Origin of the sequence: Cupriavidus taiwanensis LMG 19424 (assembly GCF_000069785.1) — a bacterium.
GTDB lineage: Bacteria > Pseudomonadota > Gammaproteobacteria > Burkholderiales > Burkholderiaceae > Cupriavidus > Cupriavidus taiwanensis.
The window spans coordinates 2,301,010-2,317,684 of sequence record NC_010530.1 but is presented as its reverse complement, the minus strand read 5'-3'; the positions used below and the strand labels follow the sequence as shown (position 1 = coordinate 2,317,684).

Here is a 16,675-nt window from a genome sequence, read left to right as displayed (position 1 = left end):
TGAGTCGGGTAAACAGAGCGGTCAACACGGCGCGACACCAGCCGATTCGGCCAGTGTCGGCAGCGCGAGATCCCTCGCCGAGATAAGCCGGTCTTCACAGTCCGGCCAGGCGATGCCGATGTCGGGGTCGTCCCAGCGCAATCCCTGGCTATGCTGCGGGCTGTAAGGGACGGTCATCTGGTAGAACACCTCAGACAGCGCCGTCAGCGTCTGGAAGCCGTGTGCCACCCCTTTCGGGATATAGACAGCCCTTTGCGACTGCGCGGACAGTTCGAACGCCTGCCATTGGAGATACGTTGCGGAGTCGCGGCGCAGGTCCAGGATCACGTCGTGGACCACGCCGGCGGTGGCGCGCACGAGTTTTTCCTCCGCGGCGGCTCCCGCCTGGAAATGCATCCCGCGCAGGATCCCGGCGCGCGTGTTGCGCGAAACGCTTTGCTGCACGAACCGTGCGTTCAGCCCATGGCGCTCGAACGTCGCTTGGCAGACGATGCGGGCGAAATGGCCGCGCTCATCGTGCAGCGGCTCCGGATCGATCAGCCATGCGCCGGCGATGCGGGTCGGCGTGAAGATCATGGATGCACCACGGTATTGGGAATGGCTGTCACGAAGCGGCCGCCCCATGCGCGGATGTGTGCCATTTGCTGCTGGATCTCGTCGAGCAGGTTCCATGGCAGCACCAGCAGATAGTCGGGGCGGTGCGCAGTGACGGCCTCGGGAGCCAGCACCGGGATGCGCGTACCTGGCAGCAACCGACCCTGCTTTGCCGGACTGCGGTCGACCACGAACTCGACCAGATCGGTGCGTGCGCCGCAGTAGTTCAGCAGCGTATTGCCTTTGGCGGCGGCGCCATAGGCCGCCACGCGTTTGCCGGCGCGCCTTGCCTCAAGCAGAAAGCCCAGCAACTCCTGCCTGGCGCGATGCACGCGCTCTGCGAACGCTGCATAGCCGGCGGTCGAGGCAAGGCCTGCCGCGCGTTCTGCATCCAGGCACGCCAGGACGGCGGGCGAGCTGGCATGGCCGGCCGCGGCGTGGCATGCATACAGCCGCAAGCTGCCCCCGTGGGTGGTCAGATGCTCGACGTCGAACGCGCGCAGTCCTGCGCGCGCCAGCACCGGCATCAATGCAGTCAGCGACAGGTAGGAATAGTGCTCGTGATAGAGCGTGTCGAACTGGTTCTCTTCCAGCAGCCGCAGCAGGTGCGGGAATTCCAGCGTAATCACGCCCTCCGGCTTGAGCACCACCGGCATGCCGGCGACGAAGTCGTTGATGTCGGGCACATGGGCCAGGACGTTGTTGCCCAGCAGCAGGTCGACCTGCCAGCCTTCCGCGGCAAGCGTGCGCGCGCTGGCCGTATTGAAGAAGGCCTCGCGCGTGTCGACGTGCTTGTCCCGTGCGGCCGCGGCGGTGTTGGCGGTGGGCTCGATGCCGAGGCAAGGCACGCCGGCCTGCACAAAGTACTGCAGCAGGTAACCGTCGTTGCTGGCGATTTCCATGACGCGACTTTGTGTGCCTAGCCGGAAGCGCCGGCGCATCGCTTCCACGTAGTTGCGCGCATGCGCCAGCCACGATGACGAGTACGAAGAGAAGTAGACGTAATCGTCATGGAAATGCACGTTGGCCGGGGTCGCGTCGCGCAGCTGCACCAGCCAGCAACTCGTGCAGACCATGGCATGCAGCGGATAGAACATTTCTCCCCGCTCGGCATGCTCTGGGCGGATGAAGGCATTGGAAATCGGCGACAGGCCGAGATCCACTACCGATTGTTCCAGCGGCGTGCCGCAGGCGCGGCAGGCAGGTGGCGTGGCAGGCGAAGCGTTCATGGGTTGGCGCAGGTTCGGCAGATGAATTTAGGCACAGTACGCCTGGATCTGTTGTTCGCACATGGCTCGGGCCAGGCCGGGCTCGCGCTGGACGCGGCGATACCATTCGGCGGTCCGGGCCAGCGCCTGTTCAAGGGGCCAGCGCGGACGCCACGCCAGCATCTGGCTGGCGCGGGCGCAATCGAGCATCAGCAGTCCGGCTTCATGCGGCGCACCGGGTTCCGGGTGGTGCGCCCATCGCAGTTCCGGCCAATGCTGTTGCAGGCCGCCCAGCACCGTGCCGACCGAAACGTTGTCGGTGCTGGCCGGACCAAAATTGAATGCGGTGGCAAAGGCGCGTTCCCCGGCGAGCAGCCGCGATGCCAGCAGCAAATACCCGTAGAGAGCCTCCAGTACATGCTGCCACGGGCGTGTGGCATCCGGGCGCCGGATCGACAGGGTGGCGCCGGCCGCCGCCGCGCGCGCGGCGTCGGGAATCAGCCGGTCGGCGGACCAGTCGCCACCGCCGATCACGTTGCCGGCGCGTGCCGTGGCCAGCAATACGCCGGCGCTGTCCAGGAACGAATGCCGGTAGCTGGCCGCGACCAGCTCGGTGGCCGCCTTGCTGGCGCTATAGGGGTCATGTCCGCCGAGCGCATCGGTTTCGCGATAGCCCCACGGCCACTCCTTGTTCTCGTAGCACTTGTCGGTGGTGATGACCACAGCAGCGCGTACTGTCTCGCAATCCCGTATGGCGTCGAGGACGTTGGCTGTGCCGATGACGTTGGTGGACCAGGTCCCGAGCGGGTCGCGGTAGCTCGCGCGGACCAGGGGCTGAGCCGCAAGGTGCAACACCAGCTCGGGCCTGGCGGCGCGCATCGCGGTGCGCAGCGAGCACGCGTCACGGATGTCCCCTACCGTATGGCTGACCATGGTGTCCTCGATCCCGGCCAGGCCGAACAGGCTGGGCACGGTCGCGGGCGCGAGCGCATAGCCGCTGACCCTGGCGCCCAGTCGCGACAGCAGCAAGGTCAGCCACGCGCCTTTGAAACCAGTATGGCCGGTGACAAAGACACTGAGCCCGCGCAAGCCATCCAGGCTGCCGGTCCCGCCGGGGCGGGAAGGACTCACCATGTTTTCCATGGCGCCGCCCCGGATTGCCATAGCTCTTCCAACTGGTTCTTCTCGCGCAGGGTGTCCATCGGCTGCCAGAAGCCCCGGTGCTCGAAGGCCACCATTTGTCCGCTGTGCGCCAGTTCCCGCATCGGCGCCTCTTCCCAGCTGACATGGTCGCCATCGATCAGGTCGATTACCTGCGGGTTCAACACGAAGAAGCCGCCGTTGATCCATGCGCCATCGCCACGCGGCTTCTCGGCGAAGCCAACCACCTTGTCGTTGTCGCGCTGGAGGGCGCCATAGCGGCCGGGCGGTTGCACCGCGGCCACGGTCGCGCGCTTGCCATGCGCACGATGAAAGGCAATCTCGGCGGAGATGTCGATGTCGGAGACGCCGTCGCCATAGGTGAAGCAGAAGGGCTCGTCCGGCGAAAGATAGCTGCGCACGCGTCGCAGGCGGCCGCCGGTCATGGAGTCTTCACCAGTATCGACCAGGGTGACGCGCCACGGTTCGGCCTTGCGCTGGTGCACGGTGACGCCGTTCTCGCGCATGTCGAAGGTGACATCCGACATGTGCAGGAAGTAGTTGGCAAAGTACTCCTTGATGACGTAGCCCTTATAGCCGAGGCAGACCACGAATTCGTTCACGCCATGCGACGAGTACATCTTCATGATGTGCCACAGGATCGGCTTGCCGCCGATCTCGATCATCGGCTTCGGACGCAGGTGCGATTCCTCCGAAATGCGCGTGCCGAGTCCGCCTGCGAGAATGACAGCCTTCATGCTGCGGCAACCTCCACTTGCACCGGCGTTGCCGCCTGCACGGCAATGCCGAGCACGTCGAATACCGTCGGCACCGGGGACGCCTCGAGGGATTCCAGCGTCAGCCCGAACTGATCCTGCAACAGCTGGGCCAGTGAACCCTGGTCCAGTCCGTCCTGCTTCAGCCAGTGCGCCAGCAGCCGGTACAGGGGCAGCGCATAAGGCCGCATCCCGATGCTCTCGATCAGCAGTTCGATGGCGTAGGCGGCATCGCCGCCCTCGCGTTCGATCACGGCGAGCGCGTAGGCGACCAGCCAGTGGCGATACCACGACGAGGTAAGGTTTTCCAGCAGGTTGCGCAGCGGTTCGTACTCGCGCCGGTGCAGATGCGCTGCGACGGACATCACGATGTCCTGGTAGCTATGCCATTTTCCGCCGAAATGCACGCCGCCATAGGCTTGGGGCGTCTCCGCGGCCGGCACCGCCTTGCGCTGGCCGACCAGTTCCGCAAGCTGGGCCTCGAACCAGCGGGCGAATCCGGCAGCGTCGCACATTGCGCTGCTCTCGACGCGCTGGCGCAGCGATTGCCGCAGCGCATTGAGCTGGGCGACATCGGCGGCGAGCGCGCTGGCCACTTCGACATAGCGCTGCGGGGTGTCGCAGATCAGGTCGTCGAGACCGGTCGCGTGCAGGAAGGGGGCGGAGACGCGCTGGTGGAACATGCTGCCGGCCAGGGAAACCACCGGCACGCCCATCCACAGCGTGTCGCAGGTCGTGGTGCCGCCGGTAACCGGTGTGGTATCCAGGGCGATGTCGATGCGATGGTAGGTCACGTACTGGTTGGCACTGTTGCGGGCGACCAGGTCGACACGCGCGGTATCGATGCCGTTTGCCTGGAGTCGTGCCAGCGTGCGCCCGCGCAGGCTGTCCTGGTCGAGTCCGCTGGCCTCGATCAGCAAGCGGCTGCCCGGGCAGGCGGCCAGCACCGCCGCCCACAGCCGCAGCGTCGGCGCCGTCAGCTTTGCCATGCTATGGCATGCGCCGAACGTGATATAGCCGTTGGCGAGCGCCGGCGTGTCGTTCACGCGGTAACGCCGCGCGTAGATGCCGAGCGGATTGGTGACCAGCGGGTGGTATGCGCAAAACACGCTGGCGCGGAGCAGGGTCTCGGTGTAGTGCTTGTCGCTGCCCGCCGGGTCGCCAATGCCGTCGGTGATGCGGTAGCCGATCTGCCGCATGCCGGTCGTGCCGGGATAGCCCAGCCAGGTCAGCTGTACCGGGGCGAGCTGGTGCACCATGTATGTCAGCGGCGACGCGCCGGCGTAGCCGCCCAGGTCGACCAGGGCATCCAGCCCTGCTGCCCGCACCATGGTCACGACTTCTTCTTCGCGCTTGCGCGACACATCCAGGAACTCGTCGGCGTACTGGCGGATCTTCTCGGTGATGTGGTCCAGCGCCGGGCTCAGCGACACCAGGACCACCTCGAAGCGGTTGCGGTCGAGGTTGGCAAGCAGGGGGATCAGGAAGTATGCGCACGCGTGAAGCCGCAGGTCATTGGAGAAGACCCCCAGGCGCACGCGGCCCTGGCGCGTCGGCCAGGAGGGCGGCGCCACGGCCGCAAGGGCCGCCAGCGTTTGTGCCCACGACTGCGTTTCGCGCAGGATCTGCGCGGCATCCGTCTTGTCGTCGTAGAGGCACGCGAACAGCAGGTTGGTGCGGTTGTGGCGGTGGGTGGGATCCACCGCGCATGCCTTGCGGAAATAGGCGATTGCTTCGACTGATTCGCCCGTTTCGCGCAGCGCGGACGCATAATTGCCGAGCGCCGCAGAGTCATTGGGTGCCAGGCGCAACGCCTGGAGACCGGCGAGGCGGGACCCTTCATAGTCCATCAGGCGGTATAGCACCGCCGCGTACTCCTGCCATACGCCGTGCCCCTTGGGATCGATGTCCAGGCTGCGTTTCAGCAGTTCCGCCGCGCGCTGGTACCGCGCGCGTTGTACTTCGATCGCCCCGGCCAGCGCAAGGACCCGCGCGTGTTTCGGATGGGACTCCAGGGCCGTTTCCACGGCGGCCAGCGCTTCATCGTGTCGGTCCAGCTTGTACAGGCTCGCCGCCTTCAGGAAATGCTTGTCGACCGTTCGCACGCCGATGCGCTCGGCCTGGCCGAGGGTTTTCAAGGCGCCCGCATAGTCGTCTGCCTGGAATTGGGCACGAGCCTTGTCTAGCAGACGTTGCGGCGCGGCGGCTGCAGGAATATGGCGAGGCATTGCGGCGGGTCTCCGGTGGCGAAAGGTGGCCTCGCCGTACATTGCCAGGCAAGGCCGGGTCAATGTAACAAAGGGATCTTCGCAACGCCGGGCCGAACACAGGGCCAAATCGCGCCTATTTCTCCGGTGGGGATGCGCACGGCGGGCCCGGCGGGCACGATGCGCCGCGCCGCCGCGGGGCAAGGGCGCCAGTCATGGCCGTGGCAGCTCGGCAATGGTGCCGGCTTCCAGCTGGTACAGCCACGCCAGTAACTCGGCCACCGCCACATACAGCTGCGGCGGGATCTGGCTGTCAAGGTCAACCTGCATCAGCAGGTTGACCAGCGTGGGCGAGTCGTGCACATAGACGCCCGCCTCTTTGGCGCGGGCGATGATCGCCTCCGCCACCACGCCGTAGCCCTTGGCGACGATCCGAGGCGCCTTGTCGCTGGGCTGGTACGAGAGCGCGACCGCCGCGCCGCGGTCGTGGCCGGTATCGCTCATGGCTTGCTGCTGCTGTCCGGCGCGCCCGTCTCCAGCGTGTCCCGGGTCTGCACGTTAAGGCGCTGCAGCGCGATGCCTTGGGCTTCGAGCCGGCTGCGCAACAGTGGTCGGGCCGCGATAAAGCGGGCGGCAATGTTGCTGTCGGGAGTTGCTACGTGCGCTTCCAGGCCGGCGGGCCCCAGCGTCAGCACTGCCTCGACGGCGCCGAGGCTGGGCAATTGCAGCAACATGCGGCTCGTCCAGGGGCGCGCGCCGCCATCGTGTGCATCGGCGCTGCCGTCGGCGTCGCTGCGCCGGAGGTCCCATGCGAGCGGCACCCCGGGCCAGGCCTCGCCGGCAAAGCGGAACTGCTGCGTGGCAAGGAGTTCCAGCTGCTGGCGTACCAGGCCTTCGGTGGCCGGGTGGATAGCCGGACCGGCCGGCGTGGACTGGCGCGCTGCGTCTGCCTGCGCCTGCTCCGGCAGGTCGGCGCCGCGCGGGGCGGCAGACTGCATATCGGCGGCGCGGCCCGCATCGGCCGTCGTCTGGTAAGCCTGCGTAGCCAGCGACGCCGCGGAAGGCCGCGGCATCGGCAAGTCGCCGGCCGCTGCGTGGCTGTAGGCCGCGGTCGTGCCCGCGCCGTCGCGCACCGCGCGCTCGGCAGCCGCGTGACTGTGGCCGACGCGCGGGTTGCGCGGCGATGCCAGGGCTTCGGCCAATACCTGCGAAGCCGGAATCAACGCCGGTGTCGCGAATCTTGGCGGTTCGCCGGTCGTTGCCGCGCCCCCATATGTCAGCAACCCGGCCGCGGGCGTGCCGCTGGCCGAAGGCGCCGGGCCGGGCGTGGCAGAAGGTCCCTGCGGGCGCGGGATAGCGGCCTGCGGTTCCTGGAGGATGCCGGGCAAGGCACGGGCGCCGGCGAACCACTGGGCCAGATGGGACTCGTAGAACAGCCCGCTCTGGCTGACGGCGTTCGATAGTGCCGCTGCGGCAGCCGGCACGGATGCGGGTGACGGTGCGGCGCCCAGCAGCGGCGATGCGCGTTGTACCGGTCCGTTCTCGGTGCCGTCCATCACGGCAAGGATGGCGCGTGCGGCCACGCTCAGTGATTCGCGCGTGGACGTGCCAGGCACCAAGGCGCCCTGGCCCGCGGCACCGGCGGGTCCGGCATGCTGGCTGTTGCGTACCGCCTGCCCGGTCGAATTTCGGACGCTGGACTCGGTGGTCTCAGGTACCGGAAGCAGCGCGGCCAGCTTGTCGATGGCCAGGGCGGGGCGCAGCGCTTGCGCGTCTGCTGCCTGACCGGCGGCCAGGCCTGGCGGCACTAGGATGCCGGTCATGGTCGGTTATGCGGCGCGAGTGGTGGCGGAATGGGGTCAGGCCGTGGCGCCGTACGCCGCCGACAGCTCGATCTGGCGGCGCGAGCTGGTGAGCAGGTTGCCGAGCCGTTTCAGTCGCGGCATGGCCAGGTCGCGGATACGCGCATCGTAGGTCAGGATGCGGTCCAGCAACTGGTAGCGCCGCATGCGTTCTGCATCGGAGAACGGTGCGTCGTGGTCCAGTTGCCGCAGGTGCTCGACTTCCGCCAGATAGCCGTGCTGCAAGGCGGCCACGGCGTCCCAGTCCGAGGCATGGGCGGCTTCCAGCATGCGAGCCGACAATGCAAGAATGCGCTCGTAGCACGAGACGATCGGAGAAAACGCGGGAGCGGAGGGAGTGCGCATTTCAGTTGTCCTGTAGAGCGGCCCTCGGCTCGGCGGCCTGGCCGGCTTCATCGATCTGCGCCCAAGCCGACGCAAGGCTTTCCAGCAGGGCATCGACTTCGCCGAGCAGCGTGGCATCGCTGCGAAGGTTGGCCAGCATCAGCCGGCGCACCATGTATTCATAGAGGGCCTCGAGGTTGGCGGAAATCTCGCCGCCGGCATCATGGTCCAGTACGGCGCGCAGCCCGTTGTCGATGATGTCGATGGCCTTGGAGATGGCGTTGCCGCGCCCGGCAATGTCGCCCCCGTCAAGGTGGAATCTGGCCCGCGCAATCGCCGCGCGGGCACCGTCGTACAGCATGGCAATCAGCTTGTGCGGGCTGGCGCTCATGGCGCCGGTCTGTACGCCCACCTGGGCGTAGGCATTTGCGGCTTGGCGGGCGAACATTGGCTTGGCTTCCTCTGGCTCTGTCAGGCGCGGCTGCTTACTTCTTGCTGGTGTTGTTCAGCGCGGAGAACTGCTGCGTCAGGTAGCTGCTGGTGCGGTTCATCTGGGAGACGAGCAGGTCGAGCTGGGTGAACTGCGCCTTGTAGCGCTCGACGGTCGCATTGACGCGGGCCTCGACGCGATCATAGTCGTCCTCGAGATCCTTGAGCGTGTCGGTAATGCCGTCCTGCGCCACTTTCAGGGCCCCGTCGGTCTTGGACAGGCCTTCGACATAGTCGCTGGCCTGCTTGCCGATTCCCGCGGCGCCGTTGACACCGGAGAACATTGCCGTGACGCCGTCGAGGTTCTCCTTCAGGGCCTTGTTCAGCTTGGTGTCGTCGAGCTTCATCGTGCCGTCCTTGTCGAACGTGATGCCGATCCCCATCAGCGTGAGCTTGCCGCCTTTGCCGTCGTCCATGGCCTCGCCCAGCATCGAGCGCAGGCTGGAGCGGATCGAGCGGAGGGTATTGTCGCCGGTCAGCGCGGCGGAGGTGCCCGCCGTGGTGTCGAATGCGGTGAGCGACTTGGCCGTGCTCTGGATGTTGTTGTAGGCGGTGACGAAGCCTTGTATCGCAGCCTTGATGGCCTCGTTGTCGCGCGTGACGACCAGCGTCGTGGTGCCGGTCCTGGACAGGTTCATGGTCACGCCCTGCGCCGCGTCGGCGACCGCATTGCTCTGGCTGACGACGTCGATGCCGTTGACCTTCAGCGTGGCATTGGCCGGCGGCACCTTCTGTTCCATCTTGTTCACGCCGGCGCCGGCCGTGGGATCGAAGGCGACCACGTTGTTGAGCGCCGCATCCGTGGAGGACACGCGCATGGTGGCGGCGGTACCGGTCTTGTCCGCGGTCAGCACCAGGCGGTAGGGGCTGGCCGAGCCGTCGTTGATGATGCTGGCGGTCACGCCGATGCCCGCCTTGTTGATGGCGTCGCGCATGCCTTCGAGCGACGAGCCGGCGGGAATCGTGACTGTCTTTGTGGTGGTCGCGGCCCCGCCGGTCGCAACGGCTTCGCCGAAGTCGAAGACAATGTCGCCGCCGCCGATGACTGCCTTCTGGTCGGCAACGTTACCGCTCACCAGCGACTGTGCGGTGGCGAGCGTGTTCACGGTGATGCTGTAGTTGCCCGGCACGGCATTCGATGCTGTCGTGACGGACAGCACGTCGGCCGAGCCGACGCTAGCCTTGACCGCACCGAAGGTAGCTGCCTCGGACAGCTTCTTGGCCGCGGCCTGGTAGGCGGAAAGCACACTCTGGACCTGGCTGAACGCCGACAGCTTGGTCTGGTAGCTCTTGGCCTGGTTATTGATTGCCGTCAGCGGGGCACGTTCGGCCGTTTCCAGGTTCTGCAGCAGAGTGTTCAGCTCCAGGTTGGAGCCGATACCGAGGGAGGAGATCGTTGCCATGATGGTCGTGCCTTTTCTTTTCCACTGATGTTCGGATGGCGGACTGCGATGCGGCGTGTCGTCAGGCGGCCTGGCTGATGAACAGCCCCTGCAGCTTGTCGATCGCCCGGGCGATGCGCATGACCTCTTCGGTCGGCACCTGCCGGATCAGTTCTCCGGTTTCCTTGTCGATGACCTTGGTGACGACGCGATGGGTGTCTTCGTCGATCTCGAAGCGCAGCCCGATCGACGTGGCCTTCAGCGCCTCACCCAACTCGCGTAAGGCTGCCCCGGTGTCGCCGCCATGCACGCCAGGCAGTTCCTGTGCCGGCGCGACCGCCACCACGGCGGCGTCGTTTGCGCCAGTGGCGACATGAGGTGCGCTGGCCGGCACCGAGGCGCCGGAAAACACATCGCGCGACAGGCGCACCGTGCCTGGATTCACTGTCGGGGAAGGTGCCATCTGCTGCTCCATCCGGTTTGGCGAGGTTGACTACGGGGTTTGAAACGCTTTGCAGGCAGGCAGTGAGACGGCTGCCTGCCTGCGAAGCATTCCGGCGACGCTGGCCGCGTGCCGTGGCAAAAAGGCCGGGCCTTGCGGCCCAGCCTTCTGCACCATGCGCTGGCGCGATTAGCGCAGCAGCGACAGCACGTTCTGCGTGGTCTGGTTGGCTTGCGCCAGAACCGAGGTGCCAGCCTGTTGCAGGATCTGCGCGCGGGTCATGTTCGACACTTCCGTGGCGTAGTCTGCGTCCTGGATGCGCGAGCGCGAAGCCGACAGGTTGGTCACGGTGGTGCCCAGGTTGGCGATCACCGAGTCAAAGCGGTTCTGCACCGCGCCCAGCGAGCTGCGCAGGTCGTCCACCTTTTGCAGGGCGGCGTCGATGGCGGCCAGCGGGTTGCTGGTGGCGCCACGCTGCAGGGCCGACACGTCGATCTTCGAGGTGTCGATGCTGTAGGTGGCGGTCGTGCCCGAGGTCGAGGTCGGGTTGGCGGCGTCGATGCCGACGTAGAACGTCTGGCTGGAGCCGTTGGCGATGTCGAAGCCGCTGGCCTTCAGCGCGGTCGATTCTGCGGCGCTGGCCGGGCTGATCGTGACTTCAGCGAACCAGTTGCCGTTGCCATCGACGATGGCGCGGTTGGTGAAGGCAACGCTGCCCGAAGCTACGCCCAGCTTGGTGGCCAGCGTGCCGGCGGTGGTTTCGGTCACAGACGAGGTGGTCAGCGCGGTGCTGGAACCGAACACTGCCTGGAAGTCAGCCGCAGCGGCGTGGGCAGCCGTCGTGGCCACGGCAGCGCCGTCGAACGTGTTGGCGCCGCGGGCCTTCGGGCCGTTGACGTTGAAGCTGGTCAGGTTCAGCGTCGTCGAGCTGATTTCTTCCAGGTCGATGGTGATCGTTTCCGAATCGTTGGCGCCGACCTGGATGGTCAGATCCTTGGCGGCCGACGACAGCACCTTCACGCCGTTGAAATCGGTCTGGGCGGAAGTGCGGTCGATTTCTTGCAGGCGCTGCTTGATTTCGTCCTGGATCGACTTCAGGTCCGAAGCCGAGTTCGAGCCGTTGGCGGCCTGCACGCTCAGTTCACGGATGCGCTGCAGGTTGTTGTTGACTTCGGTCAGCGCGCCTTCGGTGGTCTGCGCCAGCGAGATGCCGTCGTTGGCGTTGCGCTGGGCTTGCGTCAGGCCCTTGATGTTGGCGGTGAAGCGGTTCGCAATGGCCTGGCCGGCGGCGTCGTCCTTGGCGCTGTTGATGCGCAGGCCCGACGACAGGCGCTGGATCGCCGTGTTCAGCGACGATTGCGAAGCGTTCATGTTGTTCTGAGTCATCAGAGACAACGAATTGGTGTTAATGACTTGCGCCATGGTACGACTCCTATATGCAAAGTTTTGGGCATTCCGGCTAGTGCCGTAACGTTGGCGGCCTGCTTTGCAGGGCGTAGAGTGCCTCCGTTGCTTGGGTTATCGACCGGGCAAGGCAAAGGTTTAGAGTGATCTCCGCGATAGTTTCGTGGCGTGCCGGCAGGGCCTGACGTGGGCCGCGTGGGAAGGTGCGGCGGGCGCGGCGGGGATGGAAAAGCGGTTCGGCCGCCGGCGTGCCTAGCGGCGTTTGCGGGTACGCGGGATATAGATAGGCACGAACTCTGGCGCGGAGACCGTCTCCGTCGCCTCGACCACCAGTTCCGGCGCCGTGGCCGGCGTGATCAGGCAGATGGCGCGCTTGTAGACCACCGTGGGCTGGATGTCGTCGGGTTGCCGGCCAAGCAGCAGCACGAAGTCGTCCGCGGCCAGCACCAGCCCGTGCAGCCGGGCGCCGTTGGACAGGTGCACGATCACCGGGGCCTCGCTGAGGCGGTACGCCGCGAATTGCTGGGACTGCAGTTGCCGTCGGCTGGGTGGCCTAGGCGGGATTTCCTTCTTCTTCACAACGACTCCGGAAGAGCCCGCAAGGGTTCTGGCGGCTGATAACGGTCCGTTGGCCGGCCGCTTGGGGTGCGGCACGGCCTGGGCGGCAGGGGGAACATCCGCTCTCGGTAACGGCGACCTGGCTGGCCGCCCGGATTGCGCCAAGACCCTGGCGCGTGCACGGGCCAGGGAATGTCGCGCAACGGCGGCGGTGGGCGCTGCCAGAAGAGAAGGGGAATACTTCAGCGGTGAGGGTAACAAAGTTTTACAAGCATTGACGGACCGCACGCCTTTCGTGATCTAGAGGAAATGCTCTATTAATATTGTTGCCTTGTTGCGATTGACCGGGTATGGCGATGCGTCCGCGAGGGCGAGAAGGAGCCACGCGCTCTGCCGAAAAGGTGAGGCGGGCATTGGGCTGGCGGAGATTTGCCAATGTCAGCGAGAAGTCGCCTGAAAATGATTTCAGGGGCAGAAACGCCAGAAATACGCAATGCGCGCATTTCGCGCTAGGGGAATCCCTGATAGAAGCGGGATTTACACCTCATGTAAGCGCGTTTATATTCGTAACAAGAGCTGTTTGGCTCGAGCAGTCCTGGAAAGCCTACGAGCACCCCGCGCGTGGGCTTCTTTTTTTGCCCACGTCGTTTAAATCGCTCTGCGGCGCAGTGGCCGATGGGTCGGAATAACCTGACCGGCCGTTCGGGATGTCGAGCGACATTTAACGCCAGTCCACCAGCGACCAATTGCCTGAAATGCGGGGCATTCTGGCGCTAATTCCGTTTCCGGGTCAAAACTGTTCGCTGATCGCCCGTCGGGTGCGGCGCACATCGCACCCTCCCCTTGTCAGCCTCAAACTGGTCGGGCGTCGGTACCGCGCGCCACGCGTCGCCGGGCACGGGCAGCCAGGCCCGCACCCAGCGCCCAACGCAGTGCCGGCGCCAGCACGCGCATGCCGGCCAGTGCCGCGGGGCGGCGGATCGAGGGCCCGTCCAGCTCGAGCCGGCGGCGCGCCCACGGCGGCAGCAGCGCGATGCCGGCGTCGGCCATGATGCTGACCGCCGGCTGCAGCAACGGATTGGCCACCGGCATTTTCCTGACCAGCCGCACCACTTCGCGGGTGCGCTCGCTGGCCAGCAGCGCGGGTTGCATGGCTTCCAGGTAGGCCGCCACGTCGGCGCGCGAGCGGGGCACGTCAACCGCGCCCAGCAACAGCGCGATGCGGGCCACCTCGGCGTAATAGCGGTCCTGCTCGGCGGCGCCGAGTGGTCCGACATAGCGCAGATAACCCGCCAGGAAGCTCGAGACCTCGGCCACATGGACCCAGGTCAGCAGTGCGGGATCCGACGCCGCGTAGGGCCGCCCGTCGGGGGCGATGCCGGACACGCCGGTATGGATGCGCCGCACGCGCTCGATCAGCGCCATGGCATCGGCGCGGCTGCCATAGGTGGTGCCGGCGATAAATTGCGCGGTGCGTCCCAGGCGTCCCTGCATGTCGGTGCGGAAACTGGAGTGGTCCCACACCCCGGCCAATGCGAGTGGATGCAAGGTCTGCAGCAGCAACGCGCTGACGCCGCCGGCCAGCATCGCCGGGAAGTCGGCATGCACGCGCCAGCAGACCGCATCCGGGCCGAACAGGCCGGGATCCCCGGGCGGGTTGTCGTAGTCCAGGCTCAGGCCGGAGTTGCTGCGGGTCAGTGCGCGCACGTGCGCACCGGCGTGTTCGCGCAGTCTCGCGGAAAGCTGGCGCAGCGGGCCGCGGCGCTGCGGCGTGGCGCTGCCGGGTGCGGGGTCGGTGACGCTGGACAAAGCGGGGAGTGCCTGGAAGGCGAACGGGTTGGGTCCAGGGCCAGCATACACGGGATGGCGGCGATCCGCGCGAGCCGGCCACCGGGCTCTGGTCGCAAAAAGGGCCGGAGCCCCGTTCAGGGTTCCGGCCTGCCAATCTCCGGCGTATGCCCCTGCGTCAGCACCGCATGTTGCTCACGCACATACCCGGATAGCTGCCTTGTTGTCGGGGCTGGGCGTTACGGCTGGCGTTGTCCGCCCTGGCCGCCTTGTCCGCTTTGCTGGCCACCCATCTGCCCGCCCTGGCCGCTTTGCTGGCCGCTGCGCTGGCCGCCTTGCTGGCCAGACTGCGAGCTGCCGCGGTCCTGCTGCTGCTGTTGATCCTGCATGCGGTCCTTGTCACCCATTTGCCCGCCGCCTTGTTGTCCCGGTTGCTGCTGCTGGCTGCCGCGTTGGCCAGTTTGCGATTGTTCCTGCTGCTTCTGGCCCGATTGACCCGACTGCGATTGACCCGGCTGTTGCTGCTGTCCCATTGCTAGCTCCTTGACGCGGCGAACTGCCGCAGACCTTGCTTCGCAATCGCCATGCCAAGCACGACGGCGCCGTCACGCCGCGCTGTGCCGGCGCCATGCGCGCGATGCGCCACGCGCCCGCCGGGGCGCTTTTACAACGCCTGGCCCGTTTTACACAGCATCCCGCCCGCTGCGACGGGCCGTGCCATGGCAGCGATGGCGGGTATGGAGCTTGCTGAAAAATGACTTGTCAGTGGCGCTGCGTGTCAGCCGGCAGCGGCGCGCTGGACCCTCAAGGAGACAGCCATGCGATTTTCCCGAACTACCGCGCGCACCTTGCGCATGGCCTGCACTGCCGCGGCGCTGGCGGGGGCCGCAGCCAGCGCGCTGGCGCTGGACAAGAGCGGGCTGATATTTGCCGCGGCCGACAATGCGCCGGTGGCACCGGTCAACTCCGCGCCGGGGATGCCCGGCCGGCCCGACCCGGACGCCAGCGCGGCGACAGGGGTCGACCAGACCAGGCAAAGCCTGGAGGACAGCGCGATCACCACCCGGATCAAGACCCGGCTGCTAGGCCCCAAGGACCTCAAGTCCACCGGCATCCATGTGACGACGCAGCAGGGCGCGGTGGACGTCAGCGGCACGGTGCCGACCCAGCAGCAGCATGACATTGCGCTGAAGACGATACGCAGCGTCGAAGGCGTGACTTCGGTTCGGGACAACCTGAGGGTGTCGACACGATAAAGTGGCCGCGGGAAACACTTCCCCGCGGCTTGGCCGCACCCTTCAAGCCGCGCGTTTTTTGCCCGTGGTGCCGCTGCTTTTGCGGGCGGCGGAGGCATGCGAGTCGCGCCGGGCCGGCGCGCGCTTGGTCCCGGCGGTCTTTGAACCCGAGCTTCGCGCGCGCTTGGCCGACGTGGCGCCGGTGCGCTTCGCGGCGGGCTGCTTGCGCGCCGCCGCATGGCGCGCAGGCGTCTTGCGGCGCGCCGGTTCGGTTTCGGATTCGGTTTCGGATTCGGACTCGTCTTCCTGCTTGTCCTTGCCGCGCTTGCCCAGGCTCTGGCGCAGCAGCGCCACCATGTCGATGACCTTGGCACCCTGGCGCGGGGCTGCTTCCTCTTCCGAGGGTGGAGTCAGCTGGTGGGTCTTGCCGGATTCGATCTTCGCCTCGATGCGTGCCATCAGGTCATCGCGGTAGGTGTCGCGGTATTGCTCAGGGGCCCAGTCCTCGGTCATGTCCTCGACCAGTTTGGTGGCCATCTCGACCTCGCGCGCGTGCGCGCCGGTGGCCTTGCCGCGCGCAGCCTTGGGCAGCCGCAGCTCCGACATCGGCAGCACCTCGTCGGCAAAGCGCATGGTGTTCAGCACCAGCGCATCCTCATGCACCAGCATCGCCGCCAGGTGCTGGCGCGCGCGCAGCACCACCAGCGCCAGCGCCGCCTTGCCGGTGCGGCGCATGGTTTCGTGCAGCAGCGCATAGCCGCGCTCGCCGCGCTTGTCGGGCTCGAGGTAATACGGGGTGTCGAAGTAGTACGGCGGAATGCTCGCGGCATCGACAAAGCTGACGATGTCCACGGTCTGCGTGGCTTCGACATTGGCCTGGCGGAAATCTTCGTCGTTGAGCAGCACGTACTCGTCCTTGGCGTACTGGTAGCCCTTGACGATGTGCTCCTTGTCGACCGGCTTGCCGGTGCTCTTGTTGATGCGCTGGTAGCCCACCGGGGCCATGTCGCGCAGGTCTAGCAGGTCCAGGTCGAGCGACTGGCTGCGCGATGCGGGGCGCAGGATGACAGGGATGTTGACGAGGCCGAAGGCAATGGCGCCTTTCCAGATGATGCGGGACACTTGATCGCTCCTTTGCCACGGTCGCCGGCGCGTTGCGGCGGCGGTGGCGGCATGTCGCCCGGAGGCGGGTCTTCCACGGGCTGGGGCGGGCCTGGGGGCGGCTCGGGTGGCGGGACTTCGGGCTTGCGGGGCGGGATGTCGGGA

The 16,675-nt window shown here is 66.7% G+C and carries 17 protein-coding genes; 2 read left to right on the top strand and 15 right to left on the bottom strand.

What is annotated here, in order from left to right; translation table 11 throughout:
* Positions 1–21: 21 nt before the first annotated feature.
* The 14 genes from rfbC to RALTA_RS25800 all read right to left on the bottom strand — a co-directional run bounded on the left by rfbC (position 22) and on the right by RALTA_RS25800 (position 14,195).
* The gene (gene rfbC / locus RALTA_RS25865) at positions 22–576 is read right to left on the bottom strand and encodes a dTDP-4-dehydrorhamnose 3,5-epimerase (RefSeq protein WP_012356929.1); all 555 of its coding nucleotides are present in this window, start codon (positions 574–576) and stop codon (positions 22–24) included.
* Positions 573–1,823 carry a class I SAM-dependent methyltransferase gene (locus RALTA_RS25860; protein ID WP_012356928.1) on the bottom strand — a complete coding sequence of 417 codons (1,251 nt, stop codon included), beginning with the start codon at positions 1,821–1,823 and terminating at the stop codon, positions 573–575. The genes rfbC and RALTA_RS25860 overlap by 4 nt, the downstream gene beginning before the upstream one ends.
* Before the next feature lie 27 nt (positions 1,824–1,850).
* Positions 1,851–2,945, bottom strand: coding sequence for a CDP-glucose 4,6-dehydratase (rfbG, locus tag RALTA_RS25855; protein WP_081479537.1), 1,095 nt, complete (start codon positions 2,943–2,945; stop codon positions 1,851–1,853).
* On the bottom strand, positions 2,930–3,700 hold the full coding sequence (rfbF, locus tag RALTA_RS25850) for a glucose-1-phosphate cytidylyltransferase (protein ID WP_012356926.1): 771 nt from the start codon (positions 3,698–3,700) through the stop codon (positions 2,930–2,932). The genes rfbG and rfbF overlap by 16 nt, the downstream gene beginning before the upstream one ends.
* On the bottom strand, positions 3,697–6,129 hold the full coding sequence (locus tag RALTA_RS25845; RefSeq protein WP_157877258.1) for an O-linked N-acetylglucosamine transferase, SPINDLY family protein: 2,433 nt from the start codon (positions 6,127–6,129) through the stop codon (positions 3,697–3,699). Before RALTA_RS25845 ends, rfbF begins: the two co-directional genes overlap by 4 nt.
* Before the next feature lie 9 nt (positions 6,130–6,138).
* Positions 6,139–6,429, bottom strand: a complete 291-nt coding sequence (locus tag RALTA_RS25840; protein WP_012356924.1) for an EscU/YscU/HrcU family type III secretion system export apparatus switch protein — start codon at positions 6,427–6,429, stop codon at positions 6,139–6,141.
* Positions 6,426–7,748: a flagellar hook-length control protein FliK gene (locus RALTA_RS25835; protein WP_012356923.1), complete on the bottom strand. Its 1,323-nt coding sequence runs from the start codon at positions 7,746–7,748 to the stop codon at positions 6,426–6,428. Before RALTA_RS25835 ends, RALTA_RS25840 begins: the two co-directional genes overlap by 4 nt.
* A gap of 36 nt (positions 7,749–7,784) precedes the next feature.
* Positions 7,785–8,132 carry a flagellar protein FliT gene (locus RALTA_RS25830; RefSeq protein WP_041232652.1) on the bottom strand — a complete coding sequence of 116 codons (348 nt, stop codon included), beginning with the start codon at positions 8,130–8,132 and terminating at the stop codon, positions 7,785–7,787.
* A 1-nt stretch (position 8,133) separates the two neighbouring features.
* Complete coding sequence (gene fliS, locus RALTA_RS25825; RefSeq protein ID WP_012356921.1) at positions 8,134–8,559, bottom strand: flagellar export chaperone FliS; 426 nt, start codon at positions 8,557–8,559, stop codon at positions 8,134–8,136.
* Positions 8,560–8,596: 37 nt separating this feature from the next.
* A complete protein-coding gene (fliD, locus tag RALTA_RS25820; RefSeq protein ID WP_012356920.1) occupies positions 8,597–10,003 on the bottom strand; it encodes a flagellar filament capping protein FliD in 1,407 nt (468 codons plus the stop codon).
* A gap of 61 nt (positions 10,004–10,064) precedes the next feature.
* Positions 10,065–10,445 (bottom strand): flagellar protein FlaG, encoded by a 381-nt coding sequence (locus RALTA_RS25815; RefSeq protein ID WP_012356919.1) that lies wholly within the window; start codon positions 10,443–10,445, stop codon positions 10,065–10,067.
* A 168-nt stretch (positions 10,446–10,613) separates the two neighbouring features.
* A complete protein-coding gene (locus tag RALTA_RS25810; RefSeq protein ID WP_012356918.1) occupies positions 10,614–11,846 on the bottom strand; it encodes a flagellin FliC in 1,233 nt (410 codons plus the stop codon).
* A 234-nt stretch (positions 11,847–12,080) separates the two neighbouring features.
* Entirely contained in the window at positions 12,081–12,407 is a 327-nt protein-coding gene (locus tag RALTA_RS25805) for an RNA chaperone Hfq (RefSeq protein ID WP_012356917.1), read from the bottom strand.
* A gap of 831 nt (positions 12,408–13,238) precedes the next feature.
* Complete coding sequence (locus tag RALTA_RS25800; protein ID WP_025584128.1) at positions 13,239–14,195, bottom strand: oxygenase MpaB family protein; 957 nt, start codon at positions 14,193–14,195, stop codon at positions 13,239–13,241.
* Between the two features lie 230 nt (positions 14,196–14,425).
* On the opposite strand from RALTA_RS25800, the gene RALTA_RS25795 reads away from it, so the two are divergent.
* Both RALTA_RS25795 and RALTA_RS25790 read left to right on the top strand, forming a co-directional pair.
* Positions 14,426–14,713, top strand: coding sequence for a hypothetical protein (locus RALTA_RS25795; RefSeq protein WP_115670886.1), 288 nt, complete (start codon positions 14,426–14,428; stop codon positions 14,711–14,713).
* Between the two features lie 279 nt (positions 14,714–14,992).
* Entirely contained in the window at positions 14,993–15,430 is a 438-nt protein-coding gene (locus tag RALTA_RS25790; protein WP_041232651.1) for a BON domain-containing protein, read from the top strand.
* 42 nt (positions 15,431–15,472) lie between these two features.
* Here RALTA_RS25790 and ku read toward each other — a convergent pair whose 3' ends face one another.
* The gene (gene ku, locus RALTA_RS25785) at positions 15,473–16,531 is read right to left on the bottom strand and encodes a non-homologous end joining protein Ku (protein ID WP_012356913.1); all 1,059 of its coding nucleotides are present in this window, start codon (positions 16,529–16,531) and stop codon (positions 15,473–15,475) included.
* Positions 16,532–16,675: the final 144 nt, after the last annotated feature.

Coding starts and splice junctions, on each gene's coding strand:
- RALTA_RS25810 (WP_012356918.1), bottom strand. CDS start 11,846: ATGGCGCAAGTCATTAACACCAATTCGTTGTCTCTGATGACTCAGAAC.
- RALTA_RS25815 (WP_012356919.1), bottom strand. CDS start 10,445: ATGGCACCTTCCCCGACAGTGAATCCAGGCACGGTGCGCCTGTCGCGC.
- RALTA_RS25790 (WP_041232651.1), top strand. CDS start 14,993: ATGCGATTTTCCCGAACTACCGCGCGCACCTTGCGCATGGCCTGCACT.
- RALTA_RS25835 (WP_012356923.1), bottom strand. CDS start 7,748: ATGACCGGCATCCTAGTGCCGCCAGGCCTGGCCGCCGGTCAGGCAGCA.
- RALTA_RS25840 (WP_012356924.1), bottom strand. CDS start 6,429: ATGAGCGATACCGGCCACGACCGCGGCGCGGCGGTCGCGCTCTCGTAC.
- fliS (WP_012356921.1), bottom strand. CDS start 8,559: ATGTTCGCCCGCCAAGCCGCAAATGCCTACGCCCAGGTGGGCGTACAG.
- RALTA_RS25830 (WP_041232652.1), bottom strand. CDS start 8,132: ATGCGCACTCCCTCCGCTCCCGCGTTTTCTCCGATCGTCTCGTGCTAC.
- rfbC (WP_012356929.1), bottom strand. CDS start 576: ATGATCTTCACGCCGACCCGCATCGCCGGCGCATGGCTGATCGATCCG.
- rfbF (WP_012356926.1), bottom strand. CDS start 3,700: ATGAAGGCTGTCATTCTCGCAGGCGGACTCGGCACGCGCATTTCGGAG.
- RALTA_RS25860 (WP_012356928.1), bottom strand. CDS start 1,823: ATGAACGCTTCGCCTGCCACGCCACCTGCCTGCCGCGCCTGCGGCACG.
- rfbG (WP_081479537.1), bottom strand. CDS start 2,945: ATGGAAAACATGGTGAGTCCTTCCCGCCCCGGCGGGACCGGCAGCCTG.
- fliD (WP_012356920.1), bottom strand. CDS start 10,003: ATGGCAACGATCTCCTCCCTCGGTATCGGCTCCAACCTGGAGCTGAAC.